This is a genomic window from Mesorhizobium sp. M0207, from assembly GCF_040321995.1.
Taxonomy (GTDB): domain Bacteria; phylum Pseudomonadota; class Alphaproteobacteria; order Rhizobiales; family Rhizobiaceae; genus Mesorhizobium.
Map to the genome: position 1 here is coordinate 1 of NZ_JAMYSQ010000006.1, position 21,341 is coordinate 21,341.

The following is a 21,341-nucleotide window of genomic DNA, read 5'->3' on the forward strand; positions in this document are numbered from 1 at the left end:
CGGCCCCGCCCCCCCCCCCCGCCCCCCCCCCCCCCCCGCCCCCGCCCCGGCCCCCCCGCCACCCCCCCCCCCCCCCCCCCCCCCCCCCCCCCCCGCCCCCCCGCGCCCCCCCCCCCCCCCCCCCGCCGATGACCAGGGTCAGTGCCCCGACAGCGCGGTCAGGCAAAGCTGTCGCGCAGGCTGGTCGCCGTGCCCGTGAAGCGTCCGCGCACCACGCCGACGACCGCGCCGAGCACCAGCCAGAACACCAGATTGGTCAGCGTCACCGCCACCACGAACTGGTGGTGCAGGCCTTCCGGGATCGCCGTCTCGAAGCTATCGGGCTGCGGCGCGCCGACAATATGCGGCGCCACGATCAACGCTACGGCAAGGATCGCCAGCGGCAACGATCTGCGGAAGGCGATAAGGCCGAGCCCGGCGGCGGTCGCCACCACTGTTGCCCACCACCAGATCTGGCGTTGGACAAGGTCGGCCGCCGGCATCGCCGGCAGTTCCGGCGGCAGGCCGAGGCCCGGCGCCAGCGTGAACACGGCAAAGCCGGCAAGCCCCCAGAACACGCCCTGGCGCCAGTTGCCGATGCCGCCGGCGAATTCCGAAACCGCGACCAGGACCAGCGCGAAGCCGATGCCGGTGACGATATTGGCAACGACGCTGAAGGCGAAGCGTTCGAAACCGTCGGCCGGCGCCCAGCCTTCGCCTTCCGCCGGAGCCATTGCTTCAGCCGGTGCCGGCGCGGCGCTGCTCATAGCCGTCGTGCCCGCGGCGTTTTCGGCCGGTGCCGCAGGTGCCGCGGCATGCTCATGGCCGCCGCCGGCCTGTTCGTAGATTTCCGCCTTCAGGATGAGCGGCACCGTGGCATAGGCTTGCATGCAGGCGAGAGCCACGCCGGCCACAAGCCCTGCGATCGCCGCGATGAACACGACGTTGCGAAACAGTGTCATGATGTCAGCCCCTTGTCAGTGGCAGGGAAAGCCCATCGAATGGCGATAGTCGTGCGCGGCATTGTGGACCGCATCGATATGCGAGAAGCCGACAAAGCCCATGACGAAAATGCCGAGGAATGCAGCAAGCGCCAGCTGCATGAGACGCGACTGCGAGGAGGCGGAAGCGCCGAGCGAAACGGAAGCGGTATTCATGTCTTGTCCTTTCGCCCTCCACCCGAGGGCATAGAAGTCAGTTTCCTGTCGCCGGCAGGTCTCCTGGCTCGCGGATCAGCGCCCTTCCCCACCTTCCCGAAGGCGGACCTTCAGTGGCATATGGAGAGGACTACCGCACACAGTTGCGGGGGCAGCCGCGGCATTGGGCAAACAATTTCGCCCGCACCGCATTCCCTCTTGGTTCCAAACGGAACCGACGACATCAGCGACTATAGGCAGAATCGCCGCGCCCGGCAAACCAAATTCCGCCGGATCGTGTGGCGAATGCGCCGCCTCGCCAAGTTCGCAGACCGGCGCCGCGATTGACAATTTTCGCAGCCGGGTGTCGGCTGGCGGTGGGGAGGAAGCCGGCATGCAACCCAGCCCGAACAAGCGATCCCTACAACGGCCTGACGCGGCCCGAGCCGACGCTGCCGTCAAACAGCCTATTGGGACATCGCAGCCTATCAGCGCGATCTCGAGGCGATCTGGTATCGCAACTGGCTGCTCGTCTGCCGCGACGCGAAGCGCTCGCCGATCCGGCCGCCGATATCGACAACATCGTCGCGTTCGGTACCCAGGTGCTGGAGGAGGATGCTGATATCTGCGAGGTCAACCAGATGGGCCTGCGCTCGATGCGCCACAAGGCCGGCGTACTGATGCCCGAGGAATACGACTTGCACCGCTTCCACAACTGGGTGCGCGAGCGCCATGCGGCGCTCACACATCAAAGCGATTTGGGCAGATAGCGCCAGGTGACGAAGCCGCAGGCCACCGCCAGCAGGCCGAGCGTCGCGAAAACAGCGCCCAGTCCGAAAAACGCCAGCACGCCGGCCAAAGGCTTTCCGGCTCTGGCCTAACAGGCTGTTGAAGTAGTCCATTTGCGGGCGATGAAATCTACTTCGTCGCCGCGATGGAAGCCGATTTGCCCGTTGATAGAGCCGTTTGGCTGGATTTCAGCCCAGCCAGTGCCTTGGACCTCGTCCATTTCGTCATTGCCTTGCCAGGAGAAGGCGACGTTGTTGCCGTGGCCCGCGCCGAAGATCTGCCCGGTAACGCAGCCGAAGGCGAATTCGCCAGAGCCATCGGCCGCGAATTCAATGTAGGCTGGCTCCATCATATCGGGATAGTCCTCGACATAGTCGGGCATCTCAACGATCCGCCAGCGGGCCACGATGCTCATGCCGGGGCCGCCAGCAGCTTGGGCAGGCGGATCAGATTATAGGCCGCCAGGTTCAAGGTGAAGGCAGCATTCACACGGGCACATCCTCGCAGCTTAACCTTGGCCATGCCGGCCGAGGCCTTGATCCAACCGAACACCTCTTCGATCCGCTTGCGGCAGCGCTGGCTGACGTCATAACCCGGATGGCGTTTCGTGCGGTCATCGATTGCCGTCACGCGCGGCTTGCCGGTTTTGCTCAGATGGCCGTCGATGGCGATGTGCGGTGTGACCTTGCGCTCACGCAGATCCTTGACGAACTGGCGGACATCATAGGCTTTGTCGGCGCCCAGCGTGATGCGCCGCCGCGACGGTCTGCGGTCCAACATGGCGAGCGCGGCATCACGCTCGCCCGTGCCTGTCGCCTGGGTAATGCCGCCATCGACCGCCAGCCCATGACGGTTCTCCATTAGCGCATGCCCCAAGTAGCACAGCCTCGCCGGCTGACCATCGCCCTTCTTGTAGAGCCGCGCTTCGGGGTCGCTCGTGCTCTGGTGTGTGTCGTTGGAGCGCTTCTCCTTATGGAAGCCTCGTTCGGCGTTGCGGCCAGCACCATCCGGGCCGTTGTCGCCGCCATCCTTGCGACGGAAACTCTTGATCGAAGCCCAAGCCTCTATCAGCGTTCCGTCCACCGAGAAGTGATCCGACGACAACAGCCGCTTTACCCTTGGCTGCGCTAGCACCGCGCGCAGAAACTTTGCCGCGATCTCACCTTCCAACAGCCGATCCCGGTTCTTGGTGAAGCTCGAATGATCCCAGGCCGGCTCGTCAACACCAAGCCCCACGAACCAGCGGCCGAGCCCAGGCGGATAAAGCACCGCAAAATCGCCGTCCATCTCCACAAGAGCCGTGTTGACGATCTCCCGGATCGTCCGAAGCGGATGATCTCGCCGCACCCGCGCCTCAAGGTCGACATACGAAAACAGCGAACCTGTCCGCTCGTCCAATCCGCGCATCCGCAAATCCCCATTCTTCCGGGGAGCAGTGAATCACGCTACCAACGACTGCGCTAGCACTTCTTCAACAGCCTGCTAAAGCAGCTCTGATGCCGACCGGCGCCAACACGACGCAAGGCCCTGCTTCTTTTGACGGTGGCAACCGTGATAGTCGTCTTGCCGGGGCTGAACCAAGACAGCGAGACCATGAGCATCGACACGCCGAGCGCAGCCGTTCAGGATCAACCGAAGTCGAAGCGCATCGCCGCTATCGACATTGCACGCGGCATCGCTTTGCTTGCCATGGCGAGCTATCATTTCACCTGGGACCTCGAATTCTTCGGCTACACCGATCCCGGCCTCACCGCCTTCGGCTGGTGGAAAATCTACGCGCGCTGCATCGCCTCGAGCTTCCTGTTCCTGGTCGGCATCAGCCTCTATCTCGCCCATGGCAAAAAAATCCGCTGGACCGGCTTCTGGAAGCGCTTCGCCATGGTTGCCGGGGCAGCGCTCGCAATATCGCTGGTCACCCGCATCGCCACGCCCGACGGCTTCATCTTCTTCGGCATATTGCATGAGATCGCGCTCGCCAGCCTGCTCGGCCTGGCGTTCCTGCGCCTGCCGGCGCTGCTGACGCTGCTTGTCGCCGTATTCGTCGTCGCTGCGCCTTTCTACCTGCGATCCGGAACGTTCGATCATCCGGCTTTGTGGTGGGTCGGCCTGTCGGCGACCAACCCGCGCTCCAACGACTACGTGCCGCTGCTGCCCTGGTTCGGCGCCGTACTTGCCGGCATCGCGGTTACCAAGCTCGCCGCCACCTCCGGCGCGCTGACGCGGCTGTCGGCATTGGCGCCCGGCCGCTGGGCAAATCCGCTAGTCTTCATCGGCCGGCACAGCCTTGCTTTCTATCTGATCCATCAGCCGGTGCTGATCGGCTCGGTCTGGCTGTTTTCGCAATTCATGCCGGCGCAGGCCGAAACCAGGGAGGTGCGTTTTCTGAAATCCTGCCAGATATCCTGCGAGCAGGCACGCGACACCGAGTTCTGCTCCAGCTATTGTGCCTGCATGCTGGACACTCTCCAGGGCGAAGCCTCGCTTGACCGGCTCTACAGCGACGACCAGTCCCCGGAGTGGAAGGCGCATATTGGCGAGCTCGCCGGCACCTGCACCGCCCAAACCGAGGCGGCGGAACCGGGAACGCGCTAATCGAGGGAGGACAATAATGAGCGACAGTCACCCGAAACCCATGCAGCAAAATCCTGGGCAGCCGAAGCTGGGGCACATCCCATGGCCGCCGCTGATCTATATCGCTGCCATCATCGTCAGCGTCGCGCTAGGGCTGTTCTATCCGCTGCCGTGGATCGGCGATCTTCTCGGCGACATCCTGTTCGCCGCCGGCCTTGTGGGGTTGGTGGCGGTTGCCGCGCTCTGGTTCACGGCAATCCGCACCATGATCCGCGTCAAGACGACGCTCAACCCGAACGGCGTGCCTGACCATCTGGTGACCACCGGACCCTTCGCCGTCAGCCGCAACCCGATCTACCTCGCCAACACGCTGCTGCTGGTCAGCCTCGCCTTTGTCACTGGGATCGCCTGGTTCCTGCCGCTGGCAGTCATCGCGGCGTTCCTGACGCAGAAGCTGACGATCGAGAGCGAGGAGAAGGTGCTGACGGCCAAATTCGGTAAGAAATACCGGGACTACGCCAAAAGGGTGCGGCGCTGGATTTGAGCCGAGGCTGACACCGGCTTAGGTGGTGACGCCGAGCTCCACCAGCCGCTCGACGCAGGATTCCTCGGCCTGGTCGAGCTCTGCCAGGGTCTCTTCGAGGTCGCGGCGTTTCTGGCGAAGATCCTCGCGCTTTTCCTCGATGCGCTTGATCATCAGTTTGAGCTGGCCTACCTCGCCGGGCGGCTCCCTGTACATCTGGATGATCTCGCGGATCTCGTTGATCGAGAAGCCGAGTCTTTTTCCCCGCATGATCTGGCGGATGAGATGCCGGTCCGACGGACGGAACAGCCGCGTGCGGCCGCGTCTTACCGGCTGCACCAGCCCTTCGTCCTCATAGAAGCGCAACGTCCGCGTCGACACGTCGAATTCGCGGGTCAGCTCCGTGATCGAATAATATTCCCGCATCGTCACTCCAATGCCCCGGCCACGCCGCGAGTTCCAACTGGCCGGCGCCGCCGGCGCCCAGGCGCGTACCAGAATCGGCGGACAAGGCACCTTTCAAAGCCTCGCATGGCATTTACGTAAAAGTCAATTGAGGTGACGTTCAGCGCACGCCGAACCACCATGTGGCGAGCCCGAGAAAGGCAAAGAAACCGACGACATCGGTGACCGTGGTGACGAAAACCGCCGAAGCCACAGCCGGATCGATCTTGAAGCGGTCGAGCAGCAGCGGGATAAGGATGCCCGCCAGAGCCGCCACGAACATATTGATGATCATCGCAGCCGCAATGATGCCGCCGAGATTGCGATCGTGGAACCAGGCAGCAGCGACGAGGCCGATCAGGATGGCAAAGATGATGCCGTTGATGAAGCCCACCCCGATTTCGCGGCGGATGATGCGGCCGGCATTGTAGATGTCGAGGTCCCTGGTCGCCAGCGCCCGCACCGTGACCGTCATGGTCTGCGAGCCGGCATTGCCGCCCATGCCGGCGACTATCGGCATCAGCACCGCCAGCGCCACGATATGCTCGATGGTGCGGTCGAACAGGCCGATCACCGAGGCCGCCAGGAAAGCCGTCAAAAGATTGACCAGCAGCCAGGGCACGCGCGAGCGCGAGGTCGAAAAGATGCTGTCCGAGAGTTCTTCGTCGCCGACGCCGCCCATGCGCAGCAGATCTTCCTCGGCCTCCTGCTGGATGACGTCGACGACGTCGTCGATGGTCAGCACGCCGACCAGCCGCTCGTTCTCGTCGACGACGGCGGCGGACAGAAGATCGTATTGTTCGAATTCGCGTGCCGCCTCCTCCTGGTCCATGGTGGCCGGGATGGCATGCCTAGTCTCATGCATGACCTCTTCGACCTTGACCGAGCGCTTGGTACGCAGGATTTGGTCGAGGTCGATGGCGCCGAGCAGCTTGAAGCTCGGATCGATGACGAAGATCTGGCTGAAACGATCGGGAAGATTGTTGTCCTCGCGCATGTAGTCGATGGTCTGGCCGATCGTCCAGAAGGGCGGCACCGCGACGAACTCCGTCTGCATGCGGCGGCCGGCGGTCTCTTCGGGATAGTCAAGCGAACGCCGCAGCCTGATCCGCTCGGTGAACGGCAGCTGCGACAGGATCTCGTCCTGGTCCTCCTGGTCGAGGTCTTCGAGAATGTAGACCGCGTCATCGGAATCGAGATCCTGCACCGCCTGGGCGATCTGCGCATTGGGCAGACTGTCGACGATGTCGCGGCGGATCGCCTCGTCAACCTCGGTCAGCGCGGAAAAATCGAAATCCTTGCCCAGCAATTCGACCAGCGCGCGTCGCTGTTCCGGGTGCAGGGCCTCGAGCAGGTGGCCGAGTTCCGACTGGTGCAGATCGTCGACTTCACGCTTCAGCGTCAGCGTATCGCGATCGGCGATCGCGGCACCGATCTGGGCGAGGAACGACGACAGGATGACGCCGTCCTCGTCATAGATGTCGGCGCGGCGCTCCTCGGCGGCCCTGGCGCCGGTCATCTGTTCGTCCTGGCCTTCCACCAGCGCCTCCCGCCATCGGATTTCCGGATAAGGTGCCTGTCAGGTCTAGACCATGATCCTGACAATCGGAATCGATTTTGCGAAAGGACCATGCACAACGACAAATTGCTACAGCGCCGTTCGCGCGTCCAAACGACGCGGCGCATACCGGATGGTAGGAGGAGAGGCGTTCTACAAACCTGCGGCGCTGCAAACCTTCGCGGCGGCAGGTAAAGGGCAGCGTATCTCCCTGCCCCGGTCAACCAGATGGGCAGATCGACACTGATTCAAAAACGGCGAGGCCGACGGTGCGACGGCCTCGCTGGATAATGGACTTAACGGCTTCCCGATCAGGCGGCGTGGCGCTTGGCCTCAGCCGCATAGCGGTCCAGGAGACCGCTCCAGCCACCCTCCGATTCGAAGGCCTCGCGCATCGCCTCTGCGGTTTCGCCCATGTTCTCCAGAAGCCTGTGCTCGAGTTCCACGCGCGTCGCGTTCTCGCCGAGCGCGACAAAGCGGATCTCGACTTCGGTCAGCAATGCCGGATCGTAGCGCCAGCCGGCTCCAATGCGCCAGGCGAGCGTCAGCCTCGACGGCGGATCCCAGGCGAGAACCTCGCCCCAATCGCATTGTGACCCATCCTCGTCGATCTCGTACCAGCGGCCGCCGGCTTTCGGTTCGATCACCGCGGTCGTCAGGGCGGATTTGCCGATCGAGTGCGAAGCCGGCCACCAGCGCCCGAATCCCGTGGTGAACACATCGAATGCCTTGTCGAGCGGCACCTCCACCGTCACCGACTTCCTGACCGGCGCGGGCTTGATCATGGTCGTCATTTCCTCTTCTCCTTGCTGTTGTCGACTTTCCGTTTGAAGGCGTCGAGCGCATCGCCCCACATGCGGTCGAGCCAGGCACGCATCTCGCAGAGCCCATGCGGGTCGAGATGATAGATGTTGCTGGCACCTTTCGGCTCTGCGCGGACCAGCCGGGCTTCCTTCAAGACCTTGAGGTGCTGCGATACCGCCGGCTGCGAGACCGGAAGCACTCGCGTCAGATCTATGACCGAGCGTGGCCGATCGGCGATGAGCTCGAACACCTTGCGGCGCGTCGGATCGGCCAAGGCCACCATTCCTGCATAATCATAAATCATGACTTATGATAAGCTAAAACTTATGATAAGTCAACCGAGGGCGTGGCGGGCCCGTGTTCAAGCAACCGGCCGGCTCGGCCCCGAGGCTCCGGGGCAATTCCTTCACGCGGGGGCATGGACAGCGATGCGGATGCAAGACTGCTCAGGGAATCGATCCACCGCATGCGGGCCGGCCGGCAAATGTCGACCACCGGCGAAAAGTAAACCTGGCAGCAAGGTTTTTACCTTACCGGTGTATGTGTCTCTCCGGCGAAACGTTAAGAACAGGTAAATTGGTTTGGCCCTAACCACGGAAGCCTCTCGCTACAGGCCCTCCGCCATATGGCAATTGCGCCTCTCCTTGTTCATGGCGACATACGTTTTAGGCGCATCTGCATTATATCCAGAAATATTCTATACGTCCGCCTTAATCTATTCTCACAAGTTTCTTGTTGGCATTCCGGTGTTGTTTATCGGCGGCGTCTGCTGTGCCGCGCTAATCCATGGCCGGCGGCAACCGGTTCGCTACGCACTGGATTTGGTTCAAGGGCGCTGGCGCGGTTGTCTGCTGGTGCTGCTGTTCTTCTTTGCCAGCTTGACCGCGTTCTCGACCTACAAGATCGCCATCCCGTCCGTCGTCCCATACTATGCCGACAACTGGTTGGCCGACGCTGATGAATGGCTGCACGGGATGCCGCCATGGGAGATCGTCCATAAGCTCGACAGCAACAATTGGTCGTTCGTCGTCTTCAACAGCTATGAAGTCATTTGGTTTTACCAGTGGTTCGGCGCCATCCTTTTCGTGTCGCTCTGGTCGGACGAGATTGCCCGCATCCGCTATCTCTGCGCAGCAGCGCTGACGTTGTCCGTCCTCGGAACGGTCTTGGCCGTGGCGCTGGCATCGGTCGGACCGGTTTACTACCACCACTTTGTCGGCGTGGATCGCTTCCACGGATTGAATGTGGCCTTGGACAAGCTGGACCATAGTTACATGGTGCGGGAACCCGCGGCATATCTCCTGATGGCTTACCAAAGCGGCCGGCCAAGTCTTGGCGGCGGCATCTCGGCCATGCCAAGCATGCATGTCGCCTTTGCCGCATTGAACGCCTATTTGCTGTCATCGATCAATCGCTGGCTTGGCGTTCTGGGTTGGACCTTTGCAGCCCTGATCCTGTACGGATCGGTGTTCACCGGCTGGCACTATGCCGTGGACGGCTACGCATCGATCGTTGTTGTATCGGTGATCTGGTGGGCGACCGGACGCCTGGTGCGCGAATAGTTATGTGCGCTTGTCGATAGATGGCCATGCCTGCCGATGGCCACTTCGCATAAGCCAAACTCGCGACCGCAATCAGGCAAAAAGCACGTGCCCCGACATGGACGCTCCCTGCCGTGCTCGAATTTCAACGGGCAAGAGATTCCGCTTTCGAATTTAATGGTGCGGTCGAGATGCAGCGCCGCAACGCCTCCCGCGTTGATTTTTAAAGCATTTTTCTACGATTCCGTGGCGATTTGTATTGAGGATGGGTCGGCAGCGGCAAAGCATGTAGTTCCAGCCAGCCACCATCGGCAGGCAGCTGGCAGCCTTGCCATCACATCCTCCTCTGACGAACACCTAGTACGGTCAACCCTTAGCTGCCGCGCCGCGCCGCTCGAGCGCGGTCTTGCGGATGGTTTCTGCGATCTCCGGGCTGCTGCTGCACAGCATCTGGAAATCCGCCGAGTGTAGCGACAGGAGTGAGACCACCGTTGTGGCGCTGACGGTCGCCGAGCGCGGTTCGCCGGTGATCAGCGCCATCTCGCCGAAGAAGGCGCCAGGGCCCAGATCCACCGGGTTCGGCGTCGCGACGCTGACGCGCCCCTCCACGACGAAGAACATCTGGTCACCGGTCTCGCCATTGCGGCAGATCACAGCGCCCGCCGGCACGATGCGAGGTCGTAATGCGCGCACGATCTCGACTAGTGTGGCCGGGCCGAGCTTCTGAAACAACGGCACGGCGGCGACCAATTGCCAATTGCGGACGAAATCCTCGCGACGGACTTCTTGATAAAAGCCGGTGGCAAGAATGCCAGCCCAGAGCGCGAAGATGCCGATGCCACTCATCATGACCGCCCCGGCAAGGACGCGGCCGGCGAAGCTTTCCGGAATAGCGTCGCCATAGCCGGTGGTGGACAGCGTGACCACCGCCCACCACATTGCCTGGGGGATGCTGCCGAACTGTTGCGGTTGGACGTCGCGCTCGATGACATAGGCTGCGAGCGCAAAACCGAAAAGAACGATGCCGAAGACGGTGGCGACGCCGATCAGGTTGCGCGCTTCGTTGGTCAGGATTCTGCCCAGCAGCGGGAAGAAAGTTGAGTCGCGCAGCGGTTTCAGCAGCCAGACAGCACAGTAGAGGCTCCGGTCGGGCGTGCCGACGAGCAGAAATGCGGCGAGTGGAACCAAAACCGCGAGCACATCAATGGCGATTGCCGGCGTCCTGTCCCGAACGTCTCCCGCCCGGCGCTTGAGCAGTTTCTCGGCCAATTCCAGGAGATAGACGCCCCAAATGACCGCGAGCACGGCAGCCAAAGCCAGTCTGCTTCGTCCGGACAGGTCCGGTGTCGTGAGCGTAGCCACCGCCACAAGCCCAGTCGCAGCCAGCACCGCGTTGAGCGGCGCGTAAATTCTTAAGAAAGGCAGTACCGACATTCTATGCCCACGAGCGGCTACTACCCTCCAGAATAGGATGCCTTCAAGGCAAGCGCAAAGGTGCTTATTTTCGCTGCGATCGTCGCTGGACCATAGGCCATGAACCATCCGATCAGCGTCGAGATCGAGCTGCCCCTCGAACCACACCCAGCGCCGGCTCGTTCTCGGTTGGACCTTTACAGCCCTGATCCCGTACGGATCGGTGTACACTGGCTGCCACCATGCCGTGAACGGCTACGCATCGATCGTTGTTGTATTTGTGATCTGGTGGGCAACCGGACGCCTGGTGCGCGAATAGTTTGCACGCCAACCGCATAGATGGCTCCGCGCGCCGATTGCTTCTTCACTGGGCCACATTCGTGATCGCAACCAGGCAAAAAGCCTCGCGCCCTGACAAGGACGCTCCCCGCCGTGCTCGAATTCAACGGGTTAGAGGTTCCGCTTTCGAATTTAATGGTGCGGTCGAGAAGACTCGAACTTCCACGGGTTGCCCCACAGCGACCTCAACGCTGCGCGTCTACCAATTCCGCCACGACCGCACGTGGTAGGAGCCGGAACCAACCGGCCCGCGGCGTGTAGCAAATCGTTTCCGGTGAAACAAGTGCGCGGCCAGCAATAATCGGCCGGACATCGGCATAACTGTTCAAGGGCCGAACGTGCCGGAACTGGACGTTTGTACCGATTGCCGCCATATGAGTGGCGAGACGAGATATCATGACAGAACGCAGCCAGATCGCCACGTCGTTCCTGCCCTTGCCCGGCTCGGCGCCGGTCGAATGGCGCATCGAGCCGGGGCTCACCGCCTATCCCGATGCGCTCGCCGTGATGGAGGCGCGCGCCGAGGCAATCCGCAGCGGCGGCGCCGGCGAGATGGTCTGGCTGGTCGAGCACCCGCCGCTCTACACCGCCGGCACCAGCGCCCGCATCGAGGACCTGATCGAGCCGGACCGTTTCCCGGTCTTTGCCGCCGGGCGTGGCGGCGAATACACCTATCATGGGCCGGGCCAGCGCGTCGCCTACGTCATGCTCGACCTGAAGCGGCGGCGCGAGGATGTCCGCGCCTTCGTCGCCGCACTCGAACAATGGATCATCGGCTCGCTGGCCGCCTTCAACGTACGCGGCGAACGCCGCGAGGACCGCGTCGGCGTCTGGGTGGTTCGGCCGGACCGCCCCGCTTTGCCCGACGGCTCGGCGGCCGAGGACAAGATCGCCGCCATCGGCATCAGGCTGAGGCGCTGGGTGAGCTTTCACGGCATCGCCATCAATGTCGAGCCGGACCTTAGCCATTTCAGCGGCATCGTGCCGTGCGGCGTCCAGGATCACGGCGTCACCAGCCTTGTCGACCTCGGCCTTCCCGTAACCATGGCCGACCTCGACCTGGCGCTGAAATCCGCTTTCGAGGACGTGTTCGGGCCCGCCGCGGTGTCGCCTGTCGAAGTATCCCGCAAGGCCGGCTGAAACACTCGCCCAATGCCTGCGCCAATATGCGAAGGCGGCCCTCGCTCATCAGCATCGAGCCCGTCCTTGAGCTCAATCCTCACATCGCGCCGATCCAGATTGCCATGGAAATGAGGAACGTGCTCATGCACACCAGCGAGACGACATCCTGAACAAGATCGGTCATAACTCTCTCCTGTTGTTAGTATGTTCGTATTTTGTTCTAATTTTGTTCGAGTGTCAACGATCGCAGTCCGGGCGTCACCGGAATTTGCGCCCGGTCAATTCGACAGGGTTAAGAAAGGGTTGAGAGGGAAATGCCGAGCGTTTCGCGGCCGACAGGCGCGCGAAAGGCGGCGGGACGGCGCACGGCAGCTCGCAGGCCGTCATCGCCTCAATTGCAGCGCACCCTAAAGCGGCACGACCTTGCCGTCGGCGAGCGTCACGCGGCGGTCCATGCGCGAGGCGAGCTCGTGATTGTGGGTGGCGATGAGCGCCGCCAGGCCCGATTGCCGGACCAGCGCTGCCAGCGCCTCGAACACATAGGAAGCGGTCACCGGGTCGAGATTGCCGGTCGGCTCGTCGGCCAAAAGCACCAGCGGCGCATTGGCGACGGCACGCGCAATGGCGACGCGCTGCTGCTCGCCGCCGGAGAGCTCGGAAGGACGATGCTGCGCGCGCTTGCCGATCTGCATATAGTCGAGCAATTGCGCCGCCCGCTCGGCCGCCTCCTTGCGCGGCAGCCCTTTTATCAGCTGCGGCATCATGATGTTTTCCAGCGCAGAAAACTCAGGCAACAAATGATGGAACTGGTAGACGAAGCCGACATCGTTGCGGCGGATCGCCGTGCGTTCGTCGTCGGAAAGCCGGCCGCAGGCGCGCCCCGCCAGGATCACGTCGCCGGCGTCCGGTCGCTCCAGCAGCCCGGCGGTGTGGAGCAGCGTCGACTTGCCGGTGCCCGACGGCGCCACAAGCGCCACCATCTCGCCACGCTTCAGCGAAAAATCGGCGCCGTTCAGGATGGTCAGCTTGCGCGGCCCCTGTACATAGTGGCGTTCGACGCTCTTCAGCTCGATAATGGCCTCGGCCATCATTCGTACCTCAGCGCTTCGACCGGATCGAGCCTGGCAGCGCGCCATGCCGGAAACAGTGTCGCCAGGAATGACAGCGCCAAAGCCATGAGAACGACCGAGATCGTCTCGCTGGCATCCATGCGGGCCGGCAGCTGGCTTAGGAAATAAAGCTCGGGATTGAACAGCCGCTCGTTGGCCAGCCAGGAGAAGAACTGGCGGATGCGCTCGACGTTGAGGCAGATCACGATGCCGAGCAGCACGCCGGCGATTGTGCCGACAACGCCGATCGCAGCCCCGGTCATCAGGAAGATGCGCAGGATGGCACCGCGCGTGGCGCCCATGGTGCGCAGGATGGCGATGTCGTGGCCCTTGTCCTTGACCAGCATGATCAGGCCCGAAATGATGTTGAGGGCCGCCACCAGCACGATCAGCGTCAGGATCATGAACATGACATTGCGCTCGACCTGCAACGCGTCGAAGAACGTCTTGTTGCGCTGCCGCCAATCGACAAGGCTGATCGGCCGCTGCGCCGCCTCTTCGACCTTCGGCTTCAGCGCGTCGATATTGTCGGGATTGTCGGCGTAGATCTCGATCGTCTGCGCCCGGCCGTCCATGTTGAAGTAAAGCTGCCCTTCCGAAAACGGCATGTAGACGATGGAACTGTCATATTCCGACATGCCGACCTCGAAGATCGCGGTGACCGGATAGCCTTTCATGCGCGGCGTCGTACCGAGCGGCGTGATGTCACCCTCGGGCGAGATCAGCGTGATGGTATCGCCGAGCACAAGACCGAGATTTTCGGCCATGCGGCTGCCGATGGCGACGCCCTCGCCGGTGTCGAAGCCGACGATCGAGCCCTCCTTGATGTTGTTGGCGACGATGGTGATCTTGCCGAGATCCTCGCCGCGTATGCCGCGCACCAGCGCGCCGGTGCCGCCGCCGACATTGCCTTGCGCCAGCACCTGCCCGTCGATCAGCGGGATGGCGTATTTAACGCCGGGCACGCCGTTGATGCGGCCGGCAACCTGGGCATAGTCCTCCAGCGGCATGTCGAGCGGCTGCACGATCAGGTGCCCGTTGACGCCTAGGATGCGCGTCAAAAGTTCGGCGCGAAAGCCGTTCATGACCGCCATGACGACGATCAGCGTGGCGACGCCCAGCATGATGCCGAGGAAGGAGATCGAGGCGATCACCGAGATCACCGTCTCCTTGCGACGCGAGCGCAGATAGCGCCACGCCACCAAGCGTTCGAAGCCGGAAAAAGGCCCGGCGCCCGATGGTCTTGCTGCCGCCGCTTCGTTCATGCGGCGGCACCGAAACGCTTTTTCACGTCGCCGATCGGCAGCGTCTCGCGCTCGCCGGTCCTGCGGTTCTTGATCTCGACCTCGCCGGCGGCGACACCACGCGGCCCGACGATCACCTGCCACGGGAGCCCGATCAGGTCGGCGGTGGCGAACTTGCCGCCCGGCCGCTGGTCGGTGTCGTCGTAGAGCACCTCCTTGCCGGCGGCGGCAAAGGCGGCATTCAGCTCGCCGCAGACGCGGTCGCATTCGGCATCGCCAACCTTCATGTTGATCAGGCCGACATCGAACGGTGCCACCGCCTCCGGCCAGATGATGCCGTTATCGTCATGGCTGGCCTCGATGATCGCCGCGACCAGCCTGGACGGGCCGATGCCGTAGGAACCGCCAGAAACGAAATGATCCTTGCCGTCCGGCCCGGTCACCTTGGCGCCCATCGGCTTGGAATATTTGTCGCCGAAATGGAAGATATGCCCAACCTCGATGCCGCGCGCCGAGACCCGGTCGCTCGCGGGCACCTTCTCCCACGCCGCCTCGTCATGCATCTCGTCGGTGGCGGCATAGGGCGTCGTCCACGTCTTGACGATGCCGCCGATCTCGGCGTCGTTCGAAAAATCCGTGTCTGCGCCGGGCACTGCCAGCGAAAGATAATCGCGATGGCAGAACACCTGGCTCTCGCCGGTGTCGGCCAGGATGATGAACTCATGGCTGAGGTCGCCGCCGATCGGCCCGGTGTCGGCGCGCATCGGGATGGCCTGCAGCCCCATGCGCGTAAACGTCCTGAGATAGGAAACGAACATGCGGTTATAGGCGGCCTTGGCGCCTTCATAATCGAGGTCGAAGGAATAGGCGTCCTTCATCAGGAACTCGCGCGAACGCATGACGCCGAAGCGTGGGCGCACCTCGTCGCGAAACTTCCACTGGATGTGATAGAGATTGAGCGGCAGGTCCTTGTAGGACTTGACATAGGAGCGGAAGATCTCGGTGACCATCTCCTCGTTGGTCGGCCCGTAGAGCATATCGCGGTCTTGCCGGTCCTTGATGCGCAGCATCTCCTTGCCGTAGTCTTCATAGCGGCCGCTTTCGCGCCACAGCTCGGCCGATTGGATGGTCGGCATCAGGATTTCGAGTGCGCCGGCGCGATTCTGCTCCTCGCGAATGATCCGGCAGACCTTGTCCAGCACCCGCTTGCCGAGCGGCAGCCAGGAAAAGCTGCCCTGCCCCTGCTGGCGGATCATGCCGGCGCGCAGCATCAGCCGATGCGAGACGATCTCGGCCTCGCGCGGATTTTCTTTGAGGATGGGCAGGAAATAGCGCGACAAACGCATGAACTGGTCCGTGAGAGAGGATGGCGGCGCCGGAATCGGCGCAGCGCAGGCTTGCTTGCCCCGGCTTCATAGCCATTTCATGGCGGAATGGAAACCCGGCCCAGGCGCTGCACAGGCGCCGCAATTGCCGCACGCGGCTTGCTGGGCGTTTCGCAAGCAACGCCTGCCGTACTATTGTGCACTGCAGCACGAGATTGCCTGTTTCTGGGCAAAATTCTTCGTGACATTTTCACCCGCCTTAGGCTAGTGTGCCCCCATAACCGAGAGGGTAGAGAAAAATCTGCCCTCCTACGCGGTCAAAGTCTTGGGAGGATGCGATCTAGGCGCGGTAACTCGCTGCCGCCGGACACCGGAAACAGATCGGACGCGTTTAAATTGCAAGGCCTCGCGCCTTGCATTTTTTTTGTGCAATCATCTGGTTAGCACGACAGATTATCAAACCACATGACGTTGCGTCAGCCCAAACCCGCCCCGGCCTTTACTTTGGGTTGACCTTGCTGGCTCAGCTTGATTTCAGAGCCGCGGCTAGGCTGGGATAGTCGGACACGGTAGGTAGCCGGCTAATGCGCTGGGCTCTGGTTGAAATCCGGCACGATGTGCGGGATGTCGTCGATACCGAGGCCAAGCCCTCTCGTGATGCCGTAGAAGATACCCATGAGGACCAGCGTGGCGATCGTCGTGCGCAGCGCGGCGCGCAGCATGTGCGGTCCGCGCGGTGCGCTCGGAACGGTGCCAAGCGTCACGTCCCGATCCTCGTCCTGCGTCCGCATGCTGAACGGCAGGACGGCGAACAACACCACCCACCACGTGGCGAAGAACAGGGCGATAAACGAAACCCAACTCATGCTTGCTCCAGTTCGACCAGCGTGCCGAAGAAATCCTTGGGGTGCAGAAACAATACCGGCTTGCCATGTGCGCCGATCTTCGGATTGCCGTCGCCGAGCACGCGCGCGCCGCTGGCCTTGAGACGGTCGCGCGCCGCAACAATGTCGTCCACCTCATAGCAGACATGGTGCATGCCGCCGGACGGATTCTTCGCGAGGAATGCGGCGATCGGCGAGGCTTCGCCGAGCGGCTGGAGCAACTCGATCCTGGTGTTGCCGACATCGACGAACACCACCGTAACGCCATGCTCCGGCAGCGCCTGGGGCGCCGTCACGCGCGCGCCAAGCGTATCGCGATAGACCGCCGCAGCCGCGGCCAGATCCGGCACCGCAAGCGCGACATGGTTGAGGCGTCCGAGCATAGAGTGCTCCCGGTTAGGGGAGTAGGGGAATAGGGAAGTACGGGAGTAGGGAAAACAAGTTTGGAGAGTGCAAATTATCTGTTCTTCCCTACTCCCCTACTGCCATACTCCCCTACTCCCTCATCTTGTGACGAACACCGTCACCAGCGGCTTCTTGCCCCAGGCTTCGTTGGCCGCGCCGCGCCCCGCGCGGCGCACCGCCTCCTGGACCAGGTCGAGGTCTTTTCGGCGCTGGCGGGGGATGGAGTCCACGGCGCCGATTGCCGCATCGATCATCAGGTCTTCCAGGCTCTCGCCGCTGCCGTCGGCCTCGGCGACGCCGATGGCGACCAGATCGGGATCGCCGGCAAGCTCGTATTTGTCGTCGAGCACGACATTGACGGCGACATGGCCGGCAAAGGACAGCTTGCGGCGATCGCGAATGCCCATCGCCTGGTCGGTGCCGATCAGCCTTCCGTCCTTGTAGATGCGGCCGAACGGCACCTGGTCGATGATGGCGGCGGCACCCGGATACAGCCTGAGCATGTCGCCGTCGCGCACCTGCGCGACCTGGCCGATGCCGGACGTCGACATCAGCGAGCCCTGCGCCACCAGATGCGCCGCTTCGCCATGCACGGGAACGCCGATCTGCGGCCGTACCCATTCATACATCTTGCGCAATTCGCTGCGGCGTGGATGGCCGGAGACATGCACCAGCGCATCGCCGTCCTCGATGATCTTGATGCCGAGATCGATCAGGCGGTTCTTGATTTCGAGGATCGCCTTCTCGTTGCCGGGAATGGTGCGCGAGGAAAACACCACCGTGTCGCCAGCCGTCAGCGCCACCGACTTCATCTCGTCGCGCGACAGCTTGGCAAGTGCGGCAAGCGGCTCGCCCTGGCTGCCGGTGCAGATGATGACGAGGTTTTCGCGCGGGATGAAGCCGTAATCCTCCTCGGCGATGAATTCCGGCAACCCGTCCATATAGCCGAGTTCATCAGCCACATCGATGACTCGCTTCATCGAGCGGCCAATCACCAGGCACTGGCGGCCGGCATCCCGCGCCGCCTTGGCTATGGAGACGATACGCCCGACATTGGAGGAGAAGCTGGTGACGGCGACCCGGCCCTTGGCGTTCTGGATGACGCTCTTGAGGCCCTCGCCCACCGCCACTTCGGACGGCGATTCCCCTTCCCGCATCGCATTGGTGGAATCGCAGACCAGCGCCAGCACGCCCTTGTCGCCATAGGCTCGGAAGCGCGCCTCGTCGGTCATCGGCCCGACCGTCGGCGCCGGATCGATCTTCCAGTCGCCGGTGTGGATGACGACGCCGGCCGGCGTCGTGATCGCCAGCGACATCGGTTCGGGAATGGAGTGCGCAACAGGGATGGCCTCGATCTCGAACGGGCCGACGGTGAATTTCTCGCCGGCCCGGTAGATCGTCACCGGGATCTTCGGCGCCCCTTGCTCGCCCTGCCGCTTGGCTTCCAGCAGGCCGGCGCTGAACGGCGTCATCCACACCGGCGCCTTGAGCTTCGGCCAGATGTCGTGGAGCGCGCCGTAATGGTCCTCATGCGCATGGGTGATGACGATGCCGCGCAGATTGGCGACATTCTCCTCGATGAAGCGTGTGTCGGGCAGAACCAGGTCGACGCCGGGCAGGGTTGCATCGGGAAAGGTGACGCCGACGTCGACGACGATCCATTCGCGCGCATTGGCCGGCCCATAGCCGTAGAGGGCGAAGTTCATGCCGATCTCGCCGACACCGCCGAGCGGCACGAAGACAAGTTCGGCGTTTTCCGCTGTCGCCATGGTCTTTCCTTCCTTGCCGGTCAAAATTGCGGGCCGGTCAAAATTGCGGGCCGGTCAAAATTGTCGGCCGGTCAAATCCAAGCTGGTCAAATGCTGGCCAGTCAAACGTATTGGCCGGTCAAACGCCGGCCGAGGCAACCGCGCCGAAATGCACGTCGCCGGCGGCGATCGTCAGAACCGAACCTTCATCGTCGCGGATCACGAAACGGCAGTCCTCGTCAATGGTCTCGAAGGTGCCGCGCACCACATTACCGTCAATTCTGACAGCAACCTGGCCGCCAAGCCCCGCCGCACGCGCCAGCCACCGCCGCCTGACGGCGGCAAGCCCACGCCCTTCGTTCCACAGCCGCGCATTCTCGCTCCAGGCATCCGACAGCGCCAGAAACAGCGTCTCGGCATCGCAAGCAGACCCCAACGCGCTGAGCGACGTCGCTGGATAAGGCAAATCCTTGGGATAAGCCACCACGTTGACGCCGATACCGACAGCCACCGCGGAACGGTCGCCATCCAGCATCGCCGATTCCAGCAGGATGCCGGCGAGCTTGGCGCCCGAGGCAAGCACATCGTTCGGCCATTTCAATTCGAAACGGTTCTTGCCTTGGCTGGCACCATCGAGGCCGATCGCGATCTTGCCTTTCGGCACGACGGCGTCGAGTGCGTCGGCAAGCGCCAGTCCGGCAACGAAGCCGAGCGTAGCAGCGAGACGAAGCTCGGCATCGGTGATCACCAGCAGCGTCGCTGCCAGATTGCCTTCGGGCGTCGCCCAGGCGCGGCCGCGGCGGCCACGCCCGGCTTCCTGCTTTTTTGAGACGACCCAGAGTTTGCCCGGATCGCCGGCCCGCGCGTGCTCCAGCGCCAGCGCATTGGTGGAGCCGACCGTGTCGTGCGCCTCGAGCCGGAACCCGTCCGAAGCCGCGGTTGGAGCCAGCCTGAACGTCATTCCGTCAGAAGAAGGTCTTGGCCGCGGCTGCTGCGTAGGTTCCGATCGGGCCGCCGATCAGCACGTAGAACAGCACGAAAGCGCCGCAGACACCGAGCACGACGCGCAGTTCGGTCGCCATCGGCACGAAGCCGCCGACCGGTTCGTCGAACCACATGATCTTGATAATGCGCAGATAATAATAGGCGCCCACCACAGAGGCCAGCACGCCGATGATCGCCAGCGCGTAGAGGTTGGCATTGATAGCGGCGAGGAACACGTACCATTTCCCCCAGAAGCCGGCGAGCGGCGGGATGCCGGCCAGCGAGAACATCAGGATGGTGAGGATCGTCGCCATGATCGGATTGGTCGCCGACAGGCCGGCGAGATCGCTGATCTGCTCGACATTGCCCTCCTTGCGCCGCATGGCGAGGATGAAGGCAAAGGTGCCGAGCGTCATCACCAGATAGATCAGCATGTAGATGGCGACGCCGCGCACGCCGTCTTGGCTGTTCGCGGCAAGGCCGACCAGCGCATAACCCATATGACCGATGGAGGAATAGGCCATCAGCCGTTTGATGTTGGTCTGGCCGATGGCCGCAAAGGCACCAAGCGCCATCGAGGCGATCGAGATGAAGACGATGATCTGCTGCCAGTCGGCGGCGATCGGCTTGAAGGCGCCCATGGTGACGCGCACCATCAGCGCCATCGCCGCCATCTTCGGTGCCGCCGCCAGAAAAGCCGTCACCGGCGTCGGCGCGCCCTCATAGACGTCGGGCGTCCACATATGGAACGGCACCGCCGAGATCTTGAAGGCAAGGCCGGCCAGCACAAAAACCAGGCCGAAGACGAGGCCGAGCTGGCGCTCGCCGCCGCTCAGCGCCGCGGCGATCTCCTGGAAGCCGGTGTTGCCGGTGTAGCCGTAGACCAGCGAGATGCCGTAAAGCAGCATGCCCGACGACAGCGCGCCAAGGACGAAGTACTTCAGCCCGGCCTCGGTCGAGCGCAGATTATCGCGGTTGATCGCCGCCAGCACGTAGATCGCCAGCGATTGCAGCTCGAGGCCGAGATAGAGCCCGATCATGCCGTTGGCCGAGATCATCAGCATCATGCCGAGCGTGCAGAGCAGGATCAGCACCGGATATTCGAACTTGTCGAAACGCTCCGCCTGGGCAAAGCGGACCGACATGACCAGCGTCACCGCCGAGCCGATCAGCGCCAGCACCTTCATGAAGCGGGCGAATGGGTCCTGGATGAAGGCTTCGCCATAGGCATTGCCCTGCCCCGGCGAAAAGATCAGCCAGGCGCCGGCGATCACCAGCACGGCAACAGCAAGGCCGCTCACCGTGACAGTGGTGTTGGCGCGAGAATAGGCGCCGAGCATCAACAGCGCCAAGGCGCCGAGGGCGAGGATCAGCTCTGGCGTCGAGAGCGACAGGCTTGAGAGAAGGTCCGGCGTCATGGTTC

22 protein-coding genes, 1 tRNA gene and 1 riboswitch are annotated in these 21,341 nt (G+C 62.9%); of the genes, 5 read left to right on the top strand and 18 right to left on the bottom strand.

Translation table 11 applies throughout. The features are described 5' to 3' along the window. Positions 1–158 precede the first annotated feature (158 nt). Both NKJ15_RS11115 and NKJ15_RS11120 read right to left on the bottom strand, forming a co-directional pair. Complete coding sequence (locus NKJ15_RS11115) at positions 159–941, bottom strand: CbtA family protein (protein WP_352815291.1); 783 nt, start codon at positions 939–941, stop codon at positions 159–161. Positions 942–956: 15 nt separating this feature from the next. Next, entirely contained in the window at positions 957–1,136 is a 180-nt protein-coding gene (locus NKJ15_RS11120) for a CbtB domain-containing protein (protein ID WP_023676561.1), read from the bottom strand. A gap of 36 nt (positions 1,137–1,172) precedes the next feature. Next, positions 1,173–1,370, bottom strand: a riboswitch (cobalamin riboswitch). A 122-nt stretch (positions 1,371–1,492) separates the two neighbouring features. Here NKJ15_RS11120 and NKJ15_RS11125 point away from each other — a divergent pair. After that, positions 1,493–1,885 carry an SRPBCC family protein gene (locus NKJ15_RS11125; protein ID WP_352815293.1) on the top strand — a complete coding sequence of 131 codons (393 nt, stop codon included), beginning with the start codon at positions 1,493–1,495 and terminating at the stop codon, positions 1,883–1,885. Between the two features lie 107 nt (positions 1,886–1,992). On the opposite strand, the gene NKJ15_RS11130 is transcribed toward NKJ15_RS11125, so the two are convergent. After that, positions 1,993–2,319 carry a hypothetical protein gene (locus NKJ15_RS11130; RefSeq protein ID WP_352815295.1) on the bottom strand — a complete coding sequence of 109 codons (327 nt, stop codon included), beginning with the start codon at positions 2,317–2,319 and terminating at the stop codon, positions 1,993–1,995. Beyond that, a complete protein-coding gene (locus NKJ15_RS11135; RefSeq protein WP_352815297.1) occupies positions 2,316–3,311 on the bottom strand; it encodes an IS5 family transposase in 996 nt (331 codons plus the stop codon). Before NKJ15_RS11135 ends, NKJ15_RS11130 begins: the two co-directional genes overlap by 4 nt. 186 nt (positions 3,312–3,497) lie before the next feature. Between NKJ15_RS11135 and NKJ15_RS11140 the strand changes: the two genes are divergently transcribed. After that, positions 3,498–4,496: a heparan-alpha-glucosaminide N-acetyltransferase gene (locus NKJ15_RS11140; protein ID WP_352815299.1), complete on the top strand. Its 999-nt coding sequence runs from the start codon at positions 3,498–3,500 to the stop codon at positions 4,494–4,496. A 16-nt stretch (positions 4,497–4,512) separates the two neighbouring features. Continuing rightward, positions 4,513–5,019 (top strand): methyltransferase family protein, encoded by a 507-nt coding sequence (locus tag NKJ15_RS11145; RefSeq protein ID WP_352815301.1) that lies wholly within the window; start codon positions 4,513–4,515, stop codon positions 5,017–5,019. Between the two features lie 18 nt (positions 5,020–5,037). Here the strand turns inward: NKJ15_RS11145 and NKJ15_RS11150 are convergent, their stop codons facing one another. The 4 genes from NKJ15_RS11150 to NKJ15_RS11165 form a co-directional block, all read right to left on the bottom strand. Then, positions 5,038–5,424 carry a MerR family transcriptional regulator gene (locus NKJ15_RS11150; RefSeq protein ID WP_023676566.1) on the bottom strand — a complete coding sequence of 129 codons (387 nt, stop codon included), beginning with the start codon at positions 5,422–5,424 and terminating at the stop codon, positions 5,038–5,040. 139 nt (positions 5,425–5,563) lie between these two features. Continuing rightward, positions 5,564–6,961, bottom strand: coding sequence for a magnesium transporter (gene mgtE / locus NKJ15_RS11155; RefSeq protein ID WP_502894205.1), 1,398 nt, complete (start codon positions 6,959–6,961; stop codon positions 5,564–5,566). Between the two features lie 350 nt (positions 6,962–7,311). Next, a complete protein-coding gene (locus NKJ15_RS11160; RefSeq protein ID WP_352618927.1) occupies positions 7,312–7,794 on the bottom strand; it encodes an SRPBCC family protein in 483 nt (160 codons plus the stop codon). Next, positions 7,791–8,108: an ArsR/SmtB family transcription factor gene (locus NKJ15_RS11165; protein WP_352815303.1), complete on the bottom strand. Its 318-nt coding sequence runs from the start codon at positions 8,106–8,108 to the stop codon at positions 7,791–7,793. The genes NKJ15_RS11160 and NKJ15_RS11165 overlap by 4 nt, the downstream gene beginning before the upstream one ends. Positions 8,109–8,454: 346 nt before the next feature. Between NKJ15_RS11165 and NKJ15_RS11170 the strand changes: the two genes are divergently transcribed. Next, a complete protein-coding gene (locus NKJ15_RS11170) occupies positions 8,455–9,366 on the top strand; it encodes a phosphatase PAP2 family protein (RefSeq protein WP_352815490.1) in 912 nt (303 codons plus the stop codon). A 345-nt stretch (positions 9,367–9,711) separates the two neighbouring features. Here NKJ15_RS11170 and NKJ15_RS11175 read toward each other — a convergent pair whose 3' ends face one another. Next, complete coding sequence (locus tag NKJ15_RS11175) at positions 9,712–10,779, bottom strand: cyclic nucleotide-gated potassium channel (protein WP_352470245.1); 1,068 nt, start codon at positions 10,777–10,779, stop codon at positions 9,712–9,714. Positions 10,780–11,233: 454 nt separating this feature from the next. Beyond that, positions 11,234–11,318 (bottom strand) — tRNA-Leu (locus NKJ15_RS11180). 175 nt (positions 11,319–11,493) lie between these two features. Between NKJ15_RS11180 and lipB the strand changes: the two genes are divergently transcribed. Beyond that, positions 11,494–12,237 carry a lipoyl(octanoyl) transferase LipB gene (gene lipB, locus NKJ15_RS11185; RefSeq protein WP_352539628.1) on the top strand — a complete coding sequence of 248 codons (744 nt, stop codon included), beginning with the start codon at positions 11,494–11,496 and terminating at the stop codon, positions 12,235–12,237. Between the two features lie 389 nt (positions 12,238–12,626). Here lipB and NKJ15_RS11190 read toward each other — a convergent pair whose 3' ends face one another. The 8 genes from NKJ15_RS11190 to nuoN form a co-directional block, all read right to left on the bottom strand. Next, entirely contained in the window at positions 12,627–13,310 is a 684-nt protein-coding gene (locus NKJ15_RS11190) for an ABC transporter ATP-binding protein (protein WP_254818120.1), read from the bottom strand. Next, positions 13,307–14,593 (bottom strand): lipoprotein-releasing ABC transporter permease subunit, encoded by a 1,287-nt coding sequence (locus NKJ15_RS11195; protein WP_352815306.1) that lies wholly within the window; start codon positions 14,591–14,593, stop codon positions 13,307–13,309. The genes NKJ15_RS11190 and NKJ15_RS11195 overlap by 4 nt, the downstream gene beginning before the upstream one ends. Next, positions 14,590–15,918 carry a proline--tRNA ligase gene (proS, locus tag NKJ15_RS11200; protein WP_352815308.1) on the bottom strand — a complete coding sequence of 443 codons (1,329 nt, stop codon included), beginning with the start codon at positions 15,916–15,918 and terminating at the stop codon, positions 14,590–14,592. Before proS ends, NKJ15_RS11195 begins: the two co-directional genes overlap by 4 nt. Before the next feature lie 560 nt (positions 15,919–16,478). Further along, a complete protein-coding gene (locus tag NKJ15_RS11205) occupies positions 16,479–16,763 on the bottom strand; it encodes a DUF1467 family protein (RefSeq protein WP_352470241.1) in 285 nt (94 codons plus the stop codon). After that, the gene (gene mce / locus NKJ15_RS11210) at positions 16,760–17,164 is read right to left on the bottom strand and encodes a methylmalonyl-CoA epimerase (protein ID WP_352815310.1); all 405 of its coding nucleotides are present in this window, start codon (positions 17,162–17,164) and stop codon (positions 16,760–16,762) included. The genes NKJ15_RS11205 and mce overlap by 4 nt, the downstream gene beginning before the upstream one ends. A gap of 120 nt (positions 17,165–17,284) precedes the next feature. Then, positions 17,285–18,955, bottom strand: a complete 1,671-nt coding sequence (locus NKJ15_RS11215; RefSeq protein ID WP_352815312.1) for a ribonuclease J — start codon at positions 18,953–18,955, stop codon at positions 17,285–17,287. 118 nt (positions 18,956–19,073) lie between these two features. Beyond that, positions 19,074–19,895, bottom strand: coding sequence for a biotin--[acetyl-CoA-carboxylase] ligase (locus NKJ15_RS11220; protein WP_352767887.1), 822 nt, complete (start codon positions 19,893–19,895; stop codon positions 19,074–19,076). A gap of 4 nt (positions 19,896–19,899) precedes the next feature. Next, positions 19,900–21,336: an NADH-quinone oxidoreductase subunit NuoN gene (nuoN, locus tag NKJ15_RS11225; protein ID WP_352767884.1), complete on the bottom strand. Its 1,437-nt coding sequence runs from the start codon at positions 21,334–21,336 to the stop codon at positions 19,900–19,902. Positions 21,337–21,341 lie beyond the last annotated feature (5 nt).

Bases quoted from the DNA above. Each gene is read 5' to 3' on its own strand.
- NKJ15_RS11170 (WP_352815490.1), top strand. From the start codon at position 8,455: ATGGCGACATACGTTTTAGGCGCATCTGCATTATATCCAGAAATATTC.
- NKJ15_RS11140 (WP_352815299.1), top strand. From the start codon at position 3,498: ATGAGCATCGACACGCCGAGCGCAGCCGTTCAGGATCAACCGAAGTCG.
- NKJ15_RS11195 (WP_352815306.1), bottom strand. From the start codon at position 14,593: ATGAACGAAGCGGCGGCAGCAAGACCATCGGGCGCCGGGCCTTTTTCC.
- NKJ15_RS11205 (WP_352470241.1), bottom strand. From the start codon at position 16,763: ATGAGTTGGGTTTCGTTTATCGCCCTGTTCTTCGCCACGTGGTGGGTG.
- NKJ15_RS11165 (WP_352815303.1), bottom strand. From the start codon at position 8,108: ATGATTTATGATTATGCAGGAATGGTGGCCTTGGCCGATCCGACGCGC.
- mce (WP_352815310.1), bottom strand. From the start codon at position 17,164: ATGCTCGGACGCCTCAACCATGTCGCGCTTGCGGTGCCGGATCTGGCC.
- NKJ15_RS11190 (WP_254818120.1), bottom strand. From the start codon at position 13,310: ATGATGGCCGAGGCCATTATCGAGCTGAAGAGCGTCGAACGCCACTAT.
- NKJ15_RS11175 (WP_352470245.1), bottom strand. From the start codon at position 10,779: ATGTCGGTACTGCCTTTCTTAAGAATTTACGCGCCGCTCAACGCGGTG.
- NKJ15_RS11115 (WP_352815291.1), bottom strand. From the start codon at position 941: ATGACACTGTTTCGCAACGTCGTGTTCATCGCGGCGATCGCAGGGCTT.
- lipB (WP_352539628.1), top strand. From the start codon at position 11,494: ATGACAGAACGCAGCCAGATCGCCACGTCGTTCCTGCCCTTGCCCGGC.
- NKJ15_RS11145 (WP_352815301.1), top strand. From the start codon at position 4,513: ATGAGCGACAGTCACCCGAAACCCATGCAGCAAAATCCTGGGCAGCCG.
- NKJ15_RS11130 (WP_352815295.1), bottom strand. From the start codon at position 2,319: ATGAGCATCGTGGCCCGCTGGCGGATCGTTGAGATGCCCGACTATGTC.
- NKJ15_RS11215 (WP_352815312.1), bottom strand. From the start codon at position 18,955: ATGGCGACAGCGGAAAACGCCGAACTTGTCTTCGTGCCGCTCGGCGGT.
- NKJ15_RS11135 (WP_352815297.1), bottom strand. From the start codon at position 3,311: ATGCGCGGATTGGACGAGCGGACAGGTTCGCTGTTTTCGTATGTCGAC.
- NKJ15_RS11120 (WP_023676561.1), bottom strand. From the start codon at position 1,136: ATGAATACCGCTTCCGTTTCGCTCGGCGCTTCCGCCTCCTCGCAGTCG.
- NKJ15_RS11160 (WP_352618927.1), bottom strand. From the start codon at position 7,794: ATGACGACCATGATCAAGCCCGCGCCGGTCAGGAAGTCGGTGACGGTG.
- NKJ15_RS11150 (WP_023676566.1), bottom strand. From the start codon at position 5,424: ATGCGGGAATATTATTCGATCACGGAGCTGACCCGCGAATTCGACGTG.
- mgtE (WP_502894205.1), bottom strand. From the start codon at position 6,961: ATGACCGGCGCCAGGGCCGCCGAGGAGCGCCGCGCCGACATCTATGAC.
- proS (WP_352815308.1), bottom strand. From the start codon at position 15,918: ATGCGTTTGTCGCGCTATTTCCTGCCCATCCTCAAAGAAAATCCGCGC.
- NKJ15_RS11220 (WP_352767887.1), bottom strand. From the start codon at position 19,895: ATGACGTTCAGGCTGGCTCCAACCGCGGCTTCGGACGGGTTCCGGCTC.
- nuoN (WP_352767884.1), bottom strand. From the start codon at position 21,336: ATGACGCCGGACCTTCTCTCAAGCCTGTCGCTCTCGACGCCAGAGCTG.